Annotated in this window: 14 protein-coding genes and 1 tRNA gene; 7 read left to right on the top strand and 8 right to left on the bottom strand. The window is 73.5% G+C overall.

Features of this window, described 5'->3' with window-relative positions:
* Positions 1 to 180 precede the first annotated feature (180 nt).
* Positions 181 to 789, bottom strand: coding sequence for a hypothetical protein (locus ACIPAE_RS37585; RefSeq protein ID WP_329371213.1), 609 nt, complete (start codon positions 787 to 789; stop codon positions 181 to 183).
* A 48-nt stretch (positions 790 to 837) separates the two neighbouring features.
* Between ACIPAE_RS37585 and ACIPAE_RS37590 the strand changes: the two genes are divergently transcribed.
* A complete protein-coding gene (locus ACIPAE_RS37590; RefSeq protein ID WP_328462000.1) occupies positions 838 to 1026 on the top strand; it encodes a DUF5703 family protein in 189 nt (62 codons plus the stop codon).
* Between the two features lie 299 nt (positions 1027 to 1325).
* Here the strand turns inward: ACIPAE_RS37590 and ACIPAE_RS37595 are convergent, their stop codons facing one another.
* From ACIPAE_RS37595 to ACIPAE_RS37610, 4 genes are all read right to left on the bottom strand, one after another.
* Positions 1326 to 1937, bottom strand: a complete 612-nt coding sequence (locus ACIPAE_RS37595) for a chaplin (protein WP_402451681.1) — start codon at positions 1935 to 1937, stop codon at positions 1326 to 1328.
* Between the two features lie 184 nt (positions 1938 to 2121).
* The gene (gene chpH / locus ACIPAE_RS37600; protein WP_329371208.1) at positions 2122 to 2355 is read right to left on the bottom strand and encodes a chaplin ChpH; all 234 of its coding nucleotides are present in this window, start codon (positions 2353 to 2355) and stop codon (positions 2122 to 2124) included.
* Positions 2356 to 2453: 98 nt separating this feature from the next.
* Positions 2454 to 2591: a hypothetical protein gene (locus ACIPAE_RS37605; protein ID WP_402451685.1), complete on the bottom strand. Its 138-nt coding sequence runs from the start codon at positions 2589 to 2591 to the stop codon at positions 2454 to 2456.
* Positions 2592 to 2641: 50 nt separating this feature from the next.
* The gene (locus tag ACIPAE_RS37610) at positions 2642 to 3979 is read right to left on the bottom strand and encodes a M20/M25/M40 family metallo-hydrolase (RefSeq protein WP_329371206.1); all 1338 of its coding nucleotides are present in this window, start codon (positions 3977 to 3979) and stop codon (positions 2642 to 2644) included.
* A gap of 298 nt (positions 3980 to 4277) precedes the next feature.
* On the opposite strand from ACIPAE_RS37610, the gene ACIPAE_RS37615 reads away from it, so the two are divergent.
* Positions 4278 to 4365: transfer RNA gene (locus ACIPAE_RS37615), tRNA-Leu, on the top strand.
* A gap of 568 nt (positions 4366 to 4933) precedes the next feature.
* On the opposite strand, the gene ACIPAE_RS37620 is transcribed toward ACIPAE_RS37615, so the two are convergent.
* The gene (locus tag ACIPAE_RS37620) at positions 4934 to 5410 is read right to left on the bottom strand and encodes a helix-turn-helix domain-containing protein (RefSeq protein ID WP_402451688.1); all 477 of its coding nucleotides are present in this window, start codon (positions 5408 to 5410) and stop codon (positions 4934 to 4936) included.
* A gap of 314 nt (positions 5411 to 5724) precedes the next feature.
* Between ACIPAE_RS37620 and ACIPAE_RS37625 the strand changes: the two genes are divergently transcribed.
* Entirely contained in the window at positions 5725 to 6909 is a 1185-nt protein-coding gene (locus ACIPAE_RS37625) for a type III polyketide synthase (RefSeq protein ID WP_402451690.1), read from the top strand.
* Positions 6910 to 7102: 193 nt separating this feature from the next.
* Here the strand turns inward: ACIPAE_RS37625 and ACIPAE_RS37630 are convergent, their stop codons facing one another.
* The gene (locus ACIPAE_RS37630) at positions 7103 to 9265 is read right to left on the bottom strand and encodes a SpoIIE family protein phosphatase (protein ID WP_329371200.1); all 2163 of its coding nucleotides are present in this window, start codon (positions 9263 to 9265) and stop codon (positions 7103 to 7105) included.
* A gap of 448 nt (positions 9266 to 9713) precedes the next feature.
* Here ACIPAE_RS37630 and efeU point away from each other — a divergent pair, with 448 nt between their 5' ends.
* The 4 genes from efeU to ACIPAE_RS37650 all read left to right on the top strand — a co-directional run bounded on the left by efeU (position 9714) and on the right by ACIPAE_RS37650 (position 14775).
* Positions 9714 to 11894, top strand: a complete 2181-nt coding sequence (gene efeU / locus ACIPAE_RS37635; RefSeq protein WP_402451692.1) for an iron uptake transporter permease EfeU — start codon at positions 9714 to 9716, stop codon at positions 11892 to 11894.
* Between the two features lie 163 nt (positions 11895 to 12057).
* Positions 12058 to 13344, top strand: a complete 1287-nt coding sequence (efeB, locus tag ACIPAE_RS37640) for an iron uptake transporter deferrochelatase/peroxidase subunit (protein WP_402451695.1) — start codon at positions 12058 to 12060, stop codon at positions 13342 to 13344.
* Positions 13345 to 13450: 106 nt separating this feature from the next.
* Complete coding sequence (locus ACIPAE_RS37645; RefSeq protein ID WP_402451697.1) at positions 13451 to 14266, top strand: phosphatase PAP2 family protein; 816 nt, start codon at positions 13451 to 13453, stop codon at positions 14264 to 14266.
* Between the two features lie 83 nt (positions 14267 to 14349).
* A complete protein-coding gene (locus ACIPAE_RS37650) occupies positions 14350 to 14775 on the top strand; it encodes a DUF6210 family protein (RefSeq protein ID WP_329371192.1) in 426 nt (141 codons plus the stop codon).
* 126 nt (positions 14776 to 14901) lie between these two features.
* Here the strand turns inward: ACIPAE_RS37650 and ACIPAE_RS37655 are convergent, their stop codons facing one another.
* Complete coding sequence (locus ACIPAE_RS37655) at positions 14902 to 15318, bottom strand: SH3 domain-containing protein (protein ID WP_329371190.1); 417 nt, start codon at positions 15316 to 15318, stop codon at positions 14902 to 14904.
* Positions 15319 to 15508: the final 190 nt, after the last annotated feature.

A 15508-nucleotide genomic window follows, 5' to 3' on the forward strand; every position in this document is an offset into this window, starting at 1 on the left:
GGGCCCGGCCCGTTGGGGGGGTTCCCGGGGGGGGGCCCGGCCCCGGGGGGGGGGGGGGGGGGGGGGGGGGGGGCCCGGTTTGGGGGGGGGGGGGGGGGGGGGGGGGGGGGTTTTTGGGGGGGGGGGGGGGGGGGGGCGCGCGCGGGGGGGGGGGGGGGGGGGCGCCCCCCCCCGCCCGGCTCACTCCGGGTCGAGCGCGCCGCCCAGCTCGTCCTCGAAGACCAGGCTCATGTCGAAGCGGCACAGCGCGAGCTGCGGGTCGGCCTGGTCGAACGGCGCGTCCAGCCACTCCCCCGGCTCGGTGGGCTCGGCGGCGCACACCCACAGCGTCGAGTCGCCCTCCTCCAGCCCGAACTCCTTGTGCCGCTGGGCGATCTCGTCGGGTTCGTACTCGCCGAAGACCGCCGCGACGGCCGCGTTGACCGACTCACCGGCCTCCGCGTCGCCCTCCGCGGCCCGCCGGGCCTGGGCGAGCAGCCGCTCCGGCTCGACCACGGTGTAGTCGCGCCGGATCAGGACGCTGATCGCCTCCGGGTCCTCGGGGCCGCGGTACTCCGGCGCCCCGTCGCCCGCGGGCACCTCGAACGGGGTCACCTCGTCGTACCTGTCGTACAGCAGCTCGTCGTACGACTCGGCGGCCGAGGCCAGAGCTTCGAACGCCGCGTAGACGGACGGGTCGTCGTCCCCGGCACGGTTCTCGATCGCGTCGAGGTGGCGGTCGAGCGCGGCTTTGAGCGCTTCTACCGCGGCACGGACCTCGGCAACGGTGGGCTGCACGTCATCAGACATGGAGCAGACGCTATCCGCACAGGGGCGTTGCCCGCACAATAGATTGCGATGCCGGAATACGAATTCAGAGAGATGTACGTGCCGCGCGGTACCTCGCGCAAGGACGCGGCACGTCTGCTGACCGACGAAGCCGAGTACAGGCACTGGGAGCTGGACCGGGTGCGGTTGTACCCGGACGGCAGCCGAAGAGTGCGGTTGCGCCGCCGGATCATCCGCCAGGTGCGGGCCACGTGGTGAGAAGTCCGGGGTGTCAGGTGACGGGACCGCCCGGGTAGCCACGCCCCGTGGATCGCCGGACCTCGCGGTCTGTGGACGGTTGCTCGCTTGGTTCTCCCCCCGCGCCCCTGTGCAACCGCGGCCCGCCGCGTGCTTGCCCCGGGGGCGCCCGCGCTGCCCGCACTGCCCGCGCTGATCAAGGGGCGCGTGGGGGTGCTTCCCAGGGCCGTCAGGCCCTGGGGGGAGAACGGGGCGAGGGACCACCCACGGACCGCGAGGTCCGGGCTCTGCTGACAGGGGCTGGGCTTGCCGTCCCCCGCTCAGCGCGCGGCGCGTCCGCGGCGGAAGAGCAGGGCGCCGCCGAGGAGCAGCGCGCCGGCCGCGCCCGCGATCATTCCCATGTCGTCCGCGCCGGTCTGGGCGAGGGTGGGGGTGGCCGCGCCGGCGGGGGTGGCGGTCTGCGACACGGGGGTGGCTCCGCCCGGGGTGCCCGGGTTCGTCGAGGTGCCGGGATTCCCGGGGGTACCGGGGTTGCCCGGCTTCCCCGGGTGGCTCGGCGTACCCGGGTGACTCGGCGTACCCGGGTGACCGGGGTGGCCGGGGTGGCCGGGCTTCCCCGGGTGGCTCGGCGTACCGGGGTGGCCGGGCGTACCCGGGGTGCCCGGCGTGCCCGGCGTGCCCGTACCCGTGTCGCTGTTCCCGCACTCGTTGCCGAACGCCGGGTTCAGCAGGGCCAGCACGTCGACCGTGTTGCCGCAGACGTTCACCGGCACCTGCACCGGGGCCTGGACGGTGTTGCCCGACAGCACGCCGGGCGAGCCGACCGCCGCACCGCCCGCACCCGCGTCCGCGTGGGCGAGCCCGCCGGCCGCGGCGAGCACCCCGCCCGTGGCGACCGCGGTGAGCAGGCCCTTCTTGGTGACCTGACGCATGGATTCGTTCCTACCTTCTTGCGACTCTTCACCGAGCGGTAGGGAACATCCATGCCCCGCACCCCCCGGAAATGGCGAGCGGCCCCGGAGCGCCGTGAGCGGCGTCCGGGGCCGGCCTCCCCCACGCCGTCGGGCGTGGGAGGGTTCCCGAACCGCGGCCGGGTGGCGGCCGCGGAAGGTCCTGCTAGCTGTTGACGCAGGTGTTCCCGAAGGCGGGGTTGAGCAGCCCGACCACGTTGACCGTGTTGCCGCACAGGTTGACCGGCACGTGCACCGGGATCTGGACGACGTTGCCCGACAGCACGCCCGGGGACTGCACGGCGGCACCCTGCGCGCCGGCGTCGGCGACCGCCAGACCCGCGCCCGCGAGCACCAGACCACCGGTGGCAGCCGCAGTGGCGACGACCTTCTTGAGCATTTGCTTCCTCCTGGATGGGACCAACGTGGCCCCAGAGCCGCGGACCACACCCGTCGTAACGACGCGGAGGAAACAGGGCTACGAACGAACCCGGTCATTCACTCGTACTGGCGATCCGGGCCGGGGGTACGGGCACAGACGAGCGAGCGTTCGACCGCCGTACGGCCGTGGGTGAGGTGGGCGTGGTGGCCGCCGCCGTACGGCCGCGGGCGGGCGGCGGGCGGGGCCGTGTCCACCGGCCGCCGCCCGCCACCCGCCCGCGCGCTGCTCGATCTCCCGCTGTCGCTCAGCAGTTGTCGATGAAGTGGTCCAGCACCCGCACCCCGAACTTCAGGCCCTCGGTCGGGACCCGCTCGTCCACGCCGTGGAACATCCCGGCGAAGTCCAGCTCGGGCGGCAGTTGCAACGGGGCGAAGCCGAAGCAGCGGATGCCCAGGTCGGAGAAGGACTTGGCGTCGGTGCCGCCGGAGAGCATGTACGGCACGGTGTGGGAGATCGGGTCCTCCGCCTTCAGCGCGGCCCGCATCGCGTCGACCAGCGAGCCGTCGAAGTCGGTCTCCAGCGCCTTGTCGGTGTGGAGCGTCTCGCGCTTCACCCGGGGGCCGAGCACCCGGTCGAGGTCTGCGAGGAACTCCTCCTCGTACCCGGGCAGGAAGCGCCCGTCCACGTGGGCGGTGGCCTGGCCGGGGATGACGTTCACCTTGTAGCCGGCGCCGAGCATGGTCGGGGCGGCGGTGTTGCGCAGGGTGGTGCCGATCATCCGGGCGATGCCGCCGAGCCGGGCGAGGGTCTCGTCCATGTCCTCAGGGTCGAGTTCGACCCCGAACGCGTCGGACAGCTCGTCGAGGAAACCGCGCACCGACTTGGTCAGCCGGACCGGGAACTGGTGCCGGCCCAGCCGCCCGACCGCCTCGCACAGCTCGGTGATGGCGTTGTCCTTGTTGGTCATCGAGCCGTGGCCGGCGGTGCCGTCCACGGTGAGCCGCATCCAGTGCATGCCCTTCTCGGCGGTCTCCACCAGGTACAGCCGCAGGTTCTCGTTGACGGTGAACGAGAAGCCGCCGACCTCGCCGATCGCCTCGGTGACGCCCTCGAAGAGCCCGGGGTGGTTGTCCACCAGGTGCCGGGCGCCGTAGGTGCCGCCGGCCTCCTCGTCGGCGAGGAACGCCAGCACGATGTCCCGCGGGGGCTTGCGCCCGCTGCGCACCCGGTCGCGGATGACCGCGAGGGTCATTGCGTCCATGTCCTTCATGTCGACCGCGCCGCGGCCCCACACGCAGCCGTCGACCACCTCGCCGCCGAAGGGGTGCTGGCTCCAGTCGTCGGCGTTCGCCGGGACCACGTCCGTGTGGCCGTGGATCAGCAGCCCGGGCCGGCTGCGGTCCTCGCCCTCGATCCGCACCACGGTGGACGCCCGGCCCGGGTGCGACTCGAAGATCTCCGGCGCGAGACCCACGTCGGCCAGCTTCTCCGCCACGTACTCGGCGGCGGCGCGCTCCCCCGGGCCCGAGTGGTCGCCGTAGTTGCTCGTGTCGATCCGGATCAGCTCGGCACACAGGTCGACGACCTCGTCCTCGCCCGCGATCCTCCCGCTGTCCGCCCTTGCGGGCCCCGACTCACTCACGCTGTCTCCTCGCTCGTTCCCCGCCGCGGCGACCGCGACCGATGCGTCTCCCATCCTCCCTCGCCGCCCGGCGTCTTCCCACCCCCGCCTGCCTCGGCTCCTTCCCCTCCCCTTCCCCCGCTCCTCCCGCTCCCCCTCCCGCGCACCCTCACCGCCCCTGCGCCGCACCCTCGCCGCCCCCCTCGCCGCCCCGTCAACGCGCCCTCCCGGCCCCGGCCTCCGGCCGTGATTTCCCGGTCTGGATCTTTGCTATGGTTTACCTCGTCGCCCCGGCCCCGTCGCCGCGGTGACACACCCCGTCCGGGTGGCGGAATGGCAGACGCGCTAGCTTGAGGTGCTAGTGCCCTTTATCGGGCGTGGGGGTTCAAGTCCCCCCTCGGACACCATCACCGACGAAGACCCCTGTTCATCAGGGGTCTTCGTCGTTTTACGACGGTGGTGTGACCGACGGCACGGCGACTCGTCGCCCGGGTCGGGCCGGGGATGACCGGCCGCATCGGTCCGCCCCGGAGGCTGCCGACCGACGCGCTCCGTCGTCACCCGCCAACACGTGGGACGGGTCGTCCGGCCAAGGGACTTGACGGTCAGCCGAAACGGTGCGGCCGAACCGATGGAAACCGGGTCGCCCCCGCTCCCGCCACCAGCGGAACCCCGCCTCCACCTCGAGGGTGGTGCACGGGCGGTCGGCATGGGCATCCATACGTTCGCTCGTCTCGCGGGCAAGGCCGATACGGTGCCGCGCTTCCTCGGCGTTCCCGGCGCGCGCCGAACCCACTGCCGAACTCACTGCCGCGCGACGTCGCAGGGAACCCCGTGTACGCAGGGCGAGTTGGTCTCCGATGCCGCGCTCGCTCCGGATGGACGAAAGCGACATGTCGAGGAAGGCGTTCGCGTCGGACCAATCAGCGGTGGCCCACATGTCCCAAGCCCGGAGGCTGTTGGCCACCGCAGGCATCATGGCGTCACCGGACGCGGCCGCAGAGCACGCGGCGCGCCCACAGGCCATGGCGATCGGCTCGGGATGGCCGAGAGGGTGGGCGGCGTCGTGGGCGGTCTTGCAGGAGATCGTGTCGATGGCGAACGCCTCCTCGCGCTCGCGCCCGCCGGCGAGCGGCGCGGGGTGCCGTCGAACACCGGTGCCAGGTCGCACCGTCGAAGCTCTCGCAGGATCGACGCGACAGAGGTACGCCAACCGCTTTCGGCTCCCCTGGTCGCGTGAGGCCGTGCCGTCAAGTCCTTCGGATGGCAGTGCAGGGCCGCGGCCAACTCATCGATCGCGCCTGCCCGATCACGCTCCACGCGCTCGTTCCCGACCTTGGAGACCCGCTCTTGGGTACGCCGCACGGCGGCGGCGAGGTCCGCCTGCGCCATCCGCAGACGAAGGCACCGGCGTCGCACCCTTCGTCCCACCGTCTCGCCCTCACGCCGCATGCGTCGATGCCGGCACGACGGCGGCAGCCTGCCGACGGAAACGTCAACCAAGGGCGGGGCATCGGGAAACCGCGCGCGGGCCGTCGGGCGGGCGAACCGCCCGTGGTGTGCCCCGGCTCACACGGGGCTCGGCGTGGCGCGGTGATTGCAGTGGCATCGGCCACAGAAAGGCGTTCTCCCGGGCCCATCCCTTCGAAATCGGGTTATAACTTCCGAAGTGGTGCGCAATGGGAGTTACTTGATCATCACTGGCGAAGTGACCGATTTCATACGCTTCGCGGCATTTCATCGTCCTGCGTAGAAAGGTGCGTATTGTGGCCGCTTACCTCTGCCCGCCCGCGGTGATACACGGCGAGCACGCCGTGCAGACCGGCCAGATCCTGGCCGAAGTTCGCGACCGGCACCCCCACGCACCGTGGCTGTCGCGGATCGAGGGCATCGCGGACTCCACGGGGATCGCCTCCCGCGGGTGGATGCTGCCGCTGAGCGCCGCGGTCGCGCACAGCGCCGAGGGCGGCCTGCGGACGCCGGGCGTCGCCCCGGCCCGGGAGGCGCTGGCCCGCGACGGGTTCGCCGAGCAGGACGTGGACCGGGCGATCGCCGCGCTCGAAGCGATACCCGCACCGCAGACCGTGCAGGAGCGCACCGCGCCCGCCTGGGAGGCCGTGCAGGCGTACGGTGAGCGGGCCGCGCGCGGGGCCCTGCAGAGCGCCGGCCTCGACGCCTCCGACGTCGACTGCCTGATCACCAGCAACTCCACCACCCCGGCGCTCCCGGGCCTGGACGTCACGCTGGCCAACCGGCTGCCGCTGCGCGACGACGTGCTGCTGCTGCCGGCCGCGCAGTGGGCGTGCATCGCCGGCACCCGCTCGCTCGCGCTGGCCGCCGACCTGGTCGCCGCCGACCCCGAACGCGTGGTGCTGGTCGTGATCTCGGAGGCGCTGAGCACCACCTACCAGCCCGCGGACGACACGCTGGAATCCCTGATCGTCCGCCTGCTGTTCGCGGACACCGCCGTCGCCGTGGTGGTGACCGGCCGGCAGCGGCCGCAGTCCGTACTGCGGCTCGACGCCGCCTGGCACCACACGCTGCCCGGCACCCAGGACCTGCACCGGCTGGACACGCGCAGCGACGGCACGCACTTCGTGATGGACCGGCGCGGGCCGCGCGCGGTGCAGAGCACCGTCACCGCGATGTGGGAGTGGCTGGGTCGCCGCCACCAGAACGACGCCACCCCCTGGCACCCCGACCTGCTGCTCGCGCACCCCGGCGGGACCCGGGTGCTGGAGTACATGGAGCAGACGATGCCCGAGGAGTGGCCGGAGGGGATGCTGACCTACAGCCGGGACAGCTACACCACCGGCAACCGCGGGGGCGCGGCCGTGTTCGACATCCTTCGGCGCGCGCACGACGCCGGCCAGAAGCCGGGCAGCCGTACGGTGCTGTACGCGGCGGCGCCGGGGCTCACCGCCACGGCCGTGGAAGGCGAGTGGCTGTAGCGCGCGGACGCCCTCCGCGCGGGTCCGCTGCCGATCGACAGTAACGCGCGGACGCCTTCCGCGCGGGTCCGGCACCGAGCGGCGCGGGTCGGCTGCCGAGCCACCTGTCCCGTGGCGAGCCCGCGCTCCCCGTACCGAGCCGCGCGTCCGGCGCCACCCGCACCCCGCCCGGCCCTCGCCCCAACCGCCCCCGCTACCAGGCGAGTTCGGCCCAGACGACCTTGCCGGTGTCGGTCCACCGCACCCCCCAGTGCGTGGTGACCTTGTGCACGACGTACAGGCCGCGGCCGCTGTCGTCGAGCAGCCCGGTGCGGCCCAGCCGCGGCCGGCCGTTGCCGGTGTCGCCCACCTCGCACAGCAGGCCGTGACCGTCCTTGATCAGCCGTACGGTGATGGGCCCGGTGGCGAAGCGGCCGGCGTTGGTCACCAACTCGCTGATCAGCAGCAGCGCGTTGTCCCGGGTCTCGTCCTTGGCCTGCCACTGCCGCAGCCGCGTGGTGGCCAGGGCGCGGGCCTGGGCCGCGGCGTCGGCGCGGGCCGGCAGCCGCCAGGTCGCGATGTCCCGCTTGCGACGGCCGGTCATCCGGGCGATCAGCAGCGTCATGTCGTCGCGCAGCCGGCTGCGCGTGGTGAGCTCGGTCACCAGCCGCCGCGTGGCCTGCTGGAGGTCGTCCCACGGGTGCACCCTGCTGACCGTCTCCGCCAGCCGGTCGATGCCCTCGTCGATCGACACCGCCGGGTCCTCCACCAGCCCGTCGGTGTAGAGGGCGATCAGTGATCCGGGGGGCGCGGCGAACGTGTGCGTGACGAACGGCTCGCGCAGGGCGAACTCGGTGCCCAGGCCGGGGTGGGGCGGCACCGCGAGGATCTCCGGGGTCCCGTCGGGCAGCACGAGCACCGGCGGGAGGTGGCCCGCGCTGGACATCACCACCTGGTGGCCGACCGGGTCGTACACGGCGATGCAGCAGGTCGAGCCGAGGGCGCTGTAGCCGGCCGCCAGGCCCGCCTCCGCGTCGTCCAGGAGCGTGACCGTCTCGTCCAGGTGCTCCAGCACCTCGTCCGGCGCCAGCCCCGCCGACAGCAGCGCCCGGGCCTCCATGCTCAGCTGTCCCATCGCCGCCGCGGCCGCCAGGCCGTGCCCCACGACGTCGCCGACCACCAGCGCGGTACGGCCGCCCGGCAGCGGAAAGCTGTTCACCCAGTCGCCGCCGACGCCCGCGCTGTCCGGGGTGGTGGGCTGGTAGACGCTGGCGACCTCGATGGTGTCGCTCCCGGCGCGCGGCAGCAGCCGGCGCTGAAGGGCCAGCACCTGGGCGTGCTCGCGCTGGTGCTGGCGGGCCAGGTCGACGTGGTGGGCGGTCCTGGCCGCCAGTTCCTGCAGGTCGAGCAGTTCGCTCTCCCGGAACGGCCGGTCCGGCCGCCGCCATATCTCCGCCACGCCCAGCACGATGGGCGGCTTGCCGCCCTGGCCCTCCAGGACCAGGGGTATGCACACCAGGCTGGCGGGCCGGTCGCCGGGCACCAGGGCGCGCACCAGCCGCGGATCGCGGAGCGCCCGCTCGATCACCTCGCGGTCGGGGATGACGATCGGCCGCGCGACGTCCTGGCGTCGGACCGCGATGGCCAGCAGGCGGCTGGCCTCGCCGGGGAGGTTGTCGCCGGGCGTCAGATAGCCGTCCGGCCACGCCCGGTCCGGCACCAGGGCCGCCCGCCGCAGCCGGATACGCCCCAGCGGCTGCTCGGTGACGGCCTCGCCGGTCCACACGGCGTAGTCGAGGTCGACCGCGGCGACGTCCGCCCAGGCCAGCAGGGACTGGGCCAGGGACTGCGCGGTCTCGCCGATGTCCAGCGAGGTCCCGATGGCGGTCTCCGAGGCGTACAGGTGCAGCCGCTTGGCCATGGCGATCAGGGAGACGGTCAGCCCCTCCTGGGGCGCCGCGGCGGGCAGGATGCTCATGGAGACCACCAGCTCCGTGCCGTCGTCCCTGCGCAGCCGCTGGACCCGGGCGACGTGCGGCTCCCGGGTCTCCATCACCTGCCGCAGCCGCCGGGTGACCGTCGGGATGTCCCCGGGGGGCAGCAGGTCGGAGAAGGGCCGTCCGGCAGCCACCGTCAGCCCCTCGAACGCGGGGGCCTCCAGGTTGCAGCGGGTGATGTTCAGGTCCCGGTCGACGTCGACGGAGCCGAGGATCTGCTCCTGGCTCTCGGTGGCGGGCTCGGCACCGTCGGGCCCTCCCGCGCTCTGCGAAGCGGCAGGACCGACCGCCGTCCGGCCGCCCTGCGGGCCGTAGTTCCCCAGGGCGCGGCTGACCTGATCGGACGGCAACGAAGACGAGGGGGATGGTGTCGAGTCCATACGGCTCTCTCAGCTCGCTCGCCAGCCCCCGGCGCATGACCGGAGGCATACCCGAGTTTCCACGTGCGAAGAAGCCCCGAGATCCCCTACCGCACACCCATTGAATAACACTCGAAGCCGCTCTGCTCGCAAGATCGATCACGCAGCGAAAGCGCGTGGTCACGCCATGCGCGCCGCGCCGCGGAATCCCCGGAGTGGCGCCCGTGAACGCGACGCGGAATCGGAGGTCGGACCGGTCCGGTCCGGGCCCCGGGTCCACCGGATCGACCCAGCCGACCGGGCTCACCCGGACCACCCGGACCGCCCGGACCACCCGGACCACCCGGCTCCGGGGCACCGCGGAGCCCACCCGACTACAGGCGTGTAGACGTAAGAGCCTCGTTCTGACTAAGGTATGCCTTCGCTAAGAACGGTCGGACCCGCCGGTCCGCTACGAGGAGCGAGACACATGTGGGACGACGCGTTCCCGAGCTTTCTGATCGGGCTGCGTGAGGGACTGGAGGCGGGCCTGATCGTCTCGATCCTGATCGCCACCCTGGTGCGCGCCGACGCGCGAGCGCGGCTGCCGCAGGTGTGGACGGGAGTGCTGGCCGCGGTCGCCCTGGCGATGAGTTTCGGCGCGGTCCTCACCTTCACCGCCGCCGGCCTGTCGGCCACCGCGCAGGAGGCGTTCGGCGGCACGCTGAGCGTCCTGGCCGTCGCGTTCGTCACGGCGATGGTCTTCTGGATGCGCCGCTCCGCACGGCATCTGTCCGGGGAGATCAGGGAGAAGGTCACCGCCGCGCTCGCCATGGGCTCGGGCATGCTGGTGGTCACCTCCTTCCTCGCGGTGGGCCGCGAGGGCCTGGAGACCGCGCTCTTCCTGTGGACGACGGCGCGCGCCGCGGGTGAGTCCACCGGGCCGATGCTGGGCGCCGGCATCGGTCTGGTCATCGCCGCCGGCCTGTGCTGGGGCCTGTACCGCCGGGTGCTGAAGATCAACCTCACCCGCTTCTTCACCGCGACCGGCGCCGTCCTGATCGTGATCGCCGCCGGGGTGCTCGGCTACGGCCTCCGCGACCTCCAGGAGGGCCGGGTGCTGCCGGGCCGCACCGCGTACGCCGTCGACCTGAGCGGCCACGTCGACGCCGGTTCCTGGTACGCCACCCTCGTCCAGGGCGTGCTGAATCTGACCCCCACCATGACGTGGCTCCAAGTCGCCGCCTACGTCGTGTACTTGGCGGTGGTGATGACGCTCTTCGTCCGGGGTGTCAGGGCGCCCCGCGCACCGGCCGAACGGCCGCACGCCGCCGCCGGGTCCACCGCCGCGCCCTCCACCGCCGCGCCCTCCACCGGCGGCTCGCCGCAGCCGAAGGGCGCGAACGCGCCGGAGGAGGCGGGCGCACCGGCCGCCGGCCCCTCCCCCGCCGCCACGGGCCGAACGCGGCGGCGCCCCGCCTGGGCCGTTCCCGTCACGGTGATCGCCGTGCCCACGCTGGTCGCCGGCCTGGTCGTCGCCCTCAGCGACGGCAAGCCCGCCGGCGCCCAGACCGTCGCCGTCTCCGAGTCGGACTGCGGCAAGGGCTTCACCGCGCCCGGGACCGGCCGCCGGACGTTCCAGATGCACAACACCGGCGGCAGGACGTCCGAGGTCTACCTCGTCGACCCGGCCACCAACGCGGTCTATGGCGAGATCGAGGGGCTGGCCCCCGGCACCACCCGGGACCTGGTCGCCACCGTCGGCGCCGGCACCTACGCCTGGCGCTGCGTGCCGACCGGCGGCAAGGCCGTCACCTCGGCCTCGGTACGGGTCAGCGGCAGCGGTACCTCCCGGGCCGTGCTCCCGCTCGCCGAGTCCGACCTGCGACCGCCCCTCGCGGCCTACAAGGCGTACGTGGCCGCCGGTCTCACCACCCTCGTCCGCCAGACGGACACGCTCACGGCCGACGTCCGGGGCGGGCGGCTCGCCGCGGCACGCGCGGACTGGCTCACCGCCCACCGCACCTACGCGTCCCTCGGCGCCGCGTACGGCACGTTCGCCGACTTCGACGGGCAGATCGACGGCCGTCCCGACGGGCTGTCGGGCGGGATCGGGGACCCGCGCTTCACCGGTTTCCACCGGATCGAGTACGGCCTGTGGCACGGCGAGTCGGCGGCCGGCCTGATGCCGTACGTGCAACGGCTCGGCAGCGACGTCCGCGAGCTGCGTACGGCCTTCCCCGGACAGGACTTCGACCCGTCGGACCTGCCGCTGCGCTGCCACGAGATCCTGGAGAACACCCTCCAGTTCGAGCTGACCGGTGCCACGGACCAGGGCAGCGGCACCAACCTGGCCACCGCGGACGCCGACCTCGCGGGCACGAAGGAGTTGCTGCGCGTGCTGCGTCCGCTGATCTCCGCGCGCGATCCGCGGCTGCCGGCGACCGTGGACGCCGATGTCGCGCGCCTGCAGGCGCTGCTGGACGCGGCCCACCAGGGCGCCTCGGGCAAGAGCGCCTCGGGCAAGGGCGGTTCCGGAAACAGCGGCGGATGGACTCCGGTGGAGTCGCTCGACCCGACCGCCCGGGCGCGGATCAACGGAGCCACCGGACAGCTCCTGGAAGACCTCGCCCCGATCCCCGATCTGCTCGAAGTCCGCAAGTCCGGCTGATCCGGGGCCCCTTCGGCGTCCCGCCGACCCGCGCGCCGCCGTCGGCACGACCGCGTCCGTACCCGTACCACCGCATCCGTACGACCGACCACCCCCGTATGACCACATCCGTGGACCGCTCGACCGGCAGCGCCGCTCGGGAGGTCCGGAAGGGACGCCGTCCATGCCCGACTCCGCTCACCCCGAGCCCTCCCAGGGGGGCTGCCCGAGGGACGCCGGCCGCCGGTCGTTCGTGAGGACGGCGCTCGGTGTCGGGGCCGGGGCCACCGCCCTGGCCGGCGGCGGCGCCGCCGTCACCACGGCGCTCGGTGGCGACAGCGCGCACGCGGCCGAGCCCGGCCGGGCGGCACCGGTCGCCTTCCACGGTGCCCACCAGGCCGGCATCACCACGCCGACGCCGGCCGCCGCGGCCTTCGTGTCGTTCGACGTCATCGCCGACACCAGGGCCGAACTCGCCGGCCTGCTCCGCACGATCACCGACCGCGCCCGTTTCCTGACCGCCGGCGGCGCCCCGGCCGACCTCGGCGTCGGCGCCCCGCCCTCCGACAACGGCATCCTCGGCCCCACGGTCCCCGCGGACGCGCTGACGGTGACCGTGGGCGTCGGGTCGTCCCTGTTCGACGACCGCTACGGCCTGTCCGCCGCGAAGCCGCGCCGGCTCGCGCCCATGCGCACCTTCCCCAACGACAACCTCCAGGCGGCGGAGAGCCACGGCGACCTGAGCCTGCAGATCTGCGCCGGCAGCACCGACACCGTGCTGCACGCCCTGCGGGACATCGCCCGGCACACGCGGGGCGCCATGCAGGTCAAGTGGCGTGTCGACGGTTTCCACAGCGCGCCCCGGCCGACCGGGACCCCGCGCAACCTGCTCGGCTTCAAGGACGGCATCGCCAATCCCGACGTGGCGTCCGGGCGCGAGATGGACCGGCTCGTCTGGGTCACCGACGCGCTCGGCGAACCCGCCTGGGCCCGCGGCGGCAGCTACCAGGTGATCCGGATCATCCGGATGCTGGTCGAGTTCTGGGACCGGGTCTCCCTCACCGAGCAGGAGAAGATGTTCGGCCGCCGCAAGGACACCGGAGCCCCGCTCGACGGCGCCCAGGAAGGCGACACGCCGCAGTACGCCAAGGACCCGCACGGCAACGCGATCCCGCTCGACGCGCACATCCGGCTGGCCAATCCGCGCACCGCGCGCAGCGACGACTCCCGCATCCTGCGCCGCGGCTTCAACTACGACCGCGGCATCGACGCGGTGGGCGATCTCGACATGGGCCTGGTCTTCTGCTGCTACCAGCAGGACGTGGTCCGGCAGTTCGAGGCCACCCAGACCAGGCTCGTCGACGAGCCGCTGGTCGACTACATCTCGCCGGTCGGCGGCGGGTACTTCTTCGCGCTGCCGGGCGTACGCGACGCGAAGGACTGGCTCGGACGCGGACTTCTCGGCGCCTGACGCGCGCCCCTCGCTGTCCACCGCCGCGCCGAACGTCTACAGTGCTGTAGACATTCGGGTCCGCCGGAGCGGCCCGACCCGGCAACGGATGCGGAGCGGCAGCGCGATGATCCCAGCGTCCACCGTCAGCGGGGCCTCGCCCCGGCACCGGCGCGGCCTGTGGCCACGCCGTACGCGGGTCGCGGTCGCCCTGTGCGGATGCGCCCCGCACCGCGGCGGCTCGCCGTGCGGCCGGACCGGTTCCGGGCCGCGGCCCGGCCGGGTCCGCCGGGCCGGGCCGGCGCTCGCCCTGTTCGCGCTGTTCGCGGCCCTGTTCGGGCTGCTGCTGTGGGCGCTGAGCGCGCGCGACGGCGCACCGATCGGACCCGACCGGGTCCTGCACCACTGGGCGGTGGCCCATCGGTCGGCCGATCTCACCGCGGTCGCCCACCTGCTGGACTCGACCGGGGCCGGCCCGCTGCCGTACATCGCGGTGATGCTGGCCGGTTGGACCGGGTGCGCGCACCGGACGGCTTCGCGGCGGGAGGTGTCGGCGGCCCTCGGCGCGGTCGTCATCCTGCTGACCGGGCAGGCGGTCCGCCTCGCGGTCGTCTTCGCGCTGGCCCGGCCCCGACCGCCGGTGACCGACTGGGCGGTGCTCAGCACCGACTGGGCCTTCCCCTCCGGGTACGCCACGACGTCCGTGCTCACCGCGGGACTTCTCGCCTGGGCGGTCCTGCGCAGCGACGCGCCCCGCGGGGCGGTCCGGTTCGACGTGCTGGCCTGCCTGCTGTGGGCGGCCGCCATCAGCGCCACCCGGATCTACCTCGGCGTGCAGTGGCCCACCGACGAGCTGGGCGGCTGGCTGCTGGGCACCGCGTGGCTCGCGCTGACGCTGCCGATCCTGTCCGGACTCGCCGGACCCGCCGGCCGGACGCTCTGACGCACCCCGCCCGGCGGGCGTGCCGACTCGCCTCGCGGGAAACGCCGTTGAGCGCGCGGGCGGCGGCCCGGGAGACTGCCGTCATGGGCTCCCGGCGCTTCGTCTTCCTCGACCCCGACGGCAGCGCCGGCGGATGGCTGTACGCGGTCGTCGAGGCGGCGACGGGAGTGGTCTACCAGCAGCAGTACGGCGGGACCGCCTGCCGGCAGGGGCAGGTCGAGGGTTTCCTGGTGCCGCTCTTCGAGCCGGACGGGCTGGACGCGCTGCGCGAGCTGTTCGAGCGGGACTTCCGCGGTGCGGGCACCCGGCACAGCACCTGGCCGGACGCCAGGCGGGAGCGGCTTCGCGGCATCATCGGGACTCTCCGCTACTGGGTGTCCGACGGGACCAGCGAGGAGCCGTACCCCCTGCGGCTGGACGACAGCCGGTTCGGTGCGGCCGACGAGGCATGGGTACCGGTGATCACACCGGACGGCCCCGCGATGCTGGTGTGGCTGAACTCCGACTGACCGGCCCCCGCCAGGGCTCCCGGCAGCGGGCTCGGGTACGCGGGGACTCGGGGAATCCGACGTGGCGGCCCGGAGCCGCGCGCGGGACCTGCCGCGGCTCCGGGATGCCCGTACACCGTGGGACGGTCAGCCCTTGGCGCCCTTCGGCACCGCGTTCATCACGGCGGTGCTGCTGCGCAGGACGTCCTTGCACAGAGAGACGGTGCCGGTGTTGTCCACGTACTTGGCGGAGACCCAGTTGGAGTTGTCGCGCAGCAGGTACCAGATGTCGTTGCCCGCGATGTTCTGGGCGTGGACCTTGCAGCGCAGGCCGACCTGCTGGTGGTAGGCGAGCGAGCCCTTCACGGACGAGTCCGTGCTGGGGAACTGGCGCTGGACGACGCCGTCACCGGCGACGACGGTGCCGTACGGGCGGGCCGGGGTGGCGGCCTGGGCGGCCGTCGCGCCGAGCAGCGTGGTGCCGAGCGCCACAGCGGTGGTCAGCGCGCTCGCGCCGACGATGATGCGGCTGCGGAGAGTGGGAAGAGCAGCGGATGTCGCCAAAGGACTTCTCCTGTTCCAGATGTGCGGGGAGACGCATGGGCACCGCCGAACGTACGCCGCACAATATCCAACAACTAGGATAAATCGCCGTGTTGAGCCGAACGTGCGAGGCACTCACCCGTCTGCGGGTACCGGCGCCGCCCGGAAGGGGGCGGTGGTGCGGGAGGGGCGCCTCCTGGCTGGTGGGCAA

The sequence above is a fragment of the Streptomyces sp. NPDC087270 genome (genome assembly GCF_044744625.1).
Classification (GTDB): domain Bacteria; phylum Actinomycetota; class Actinomycetes; order Streptomycetales; family Streptomycetaceae; genus Actinacidiphila.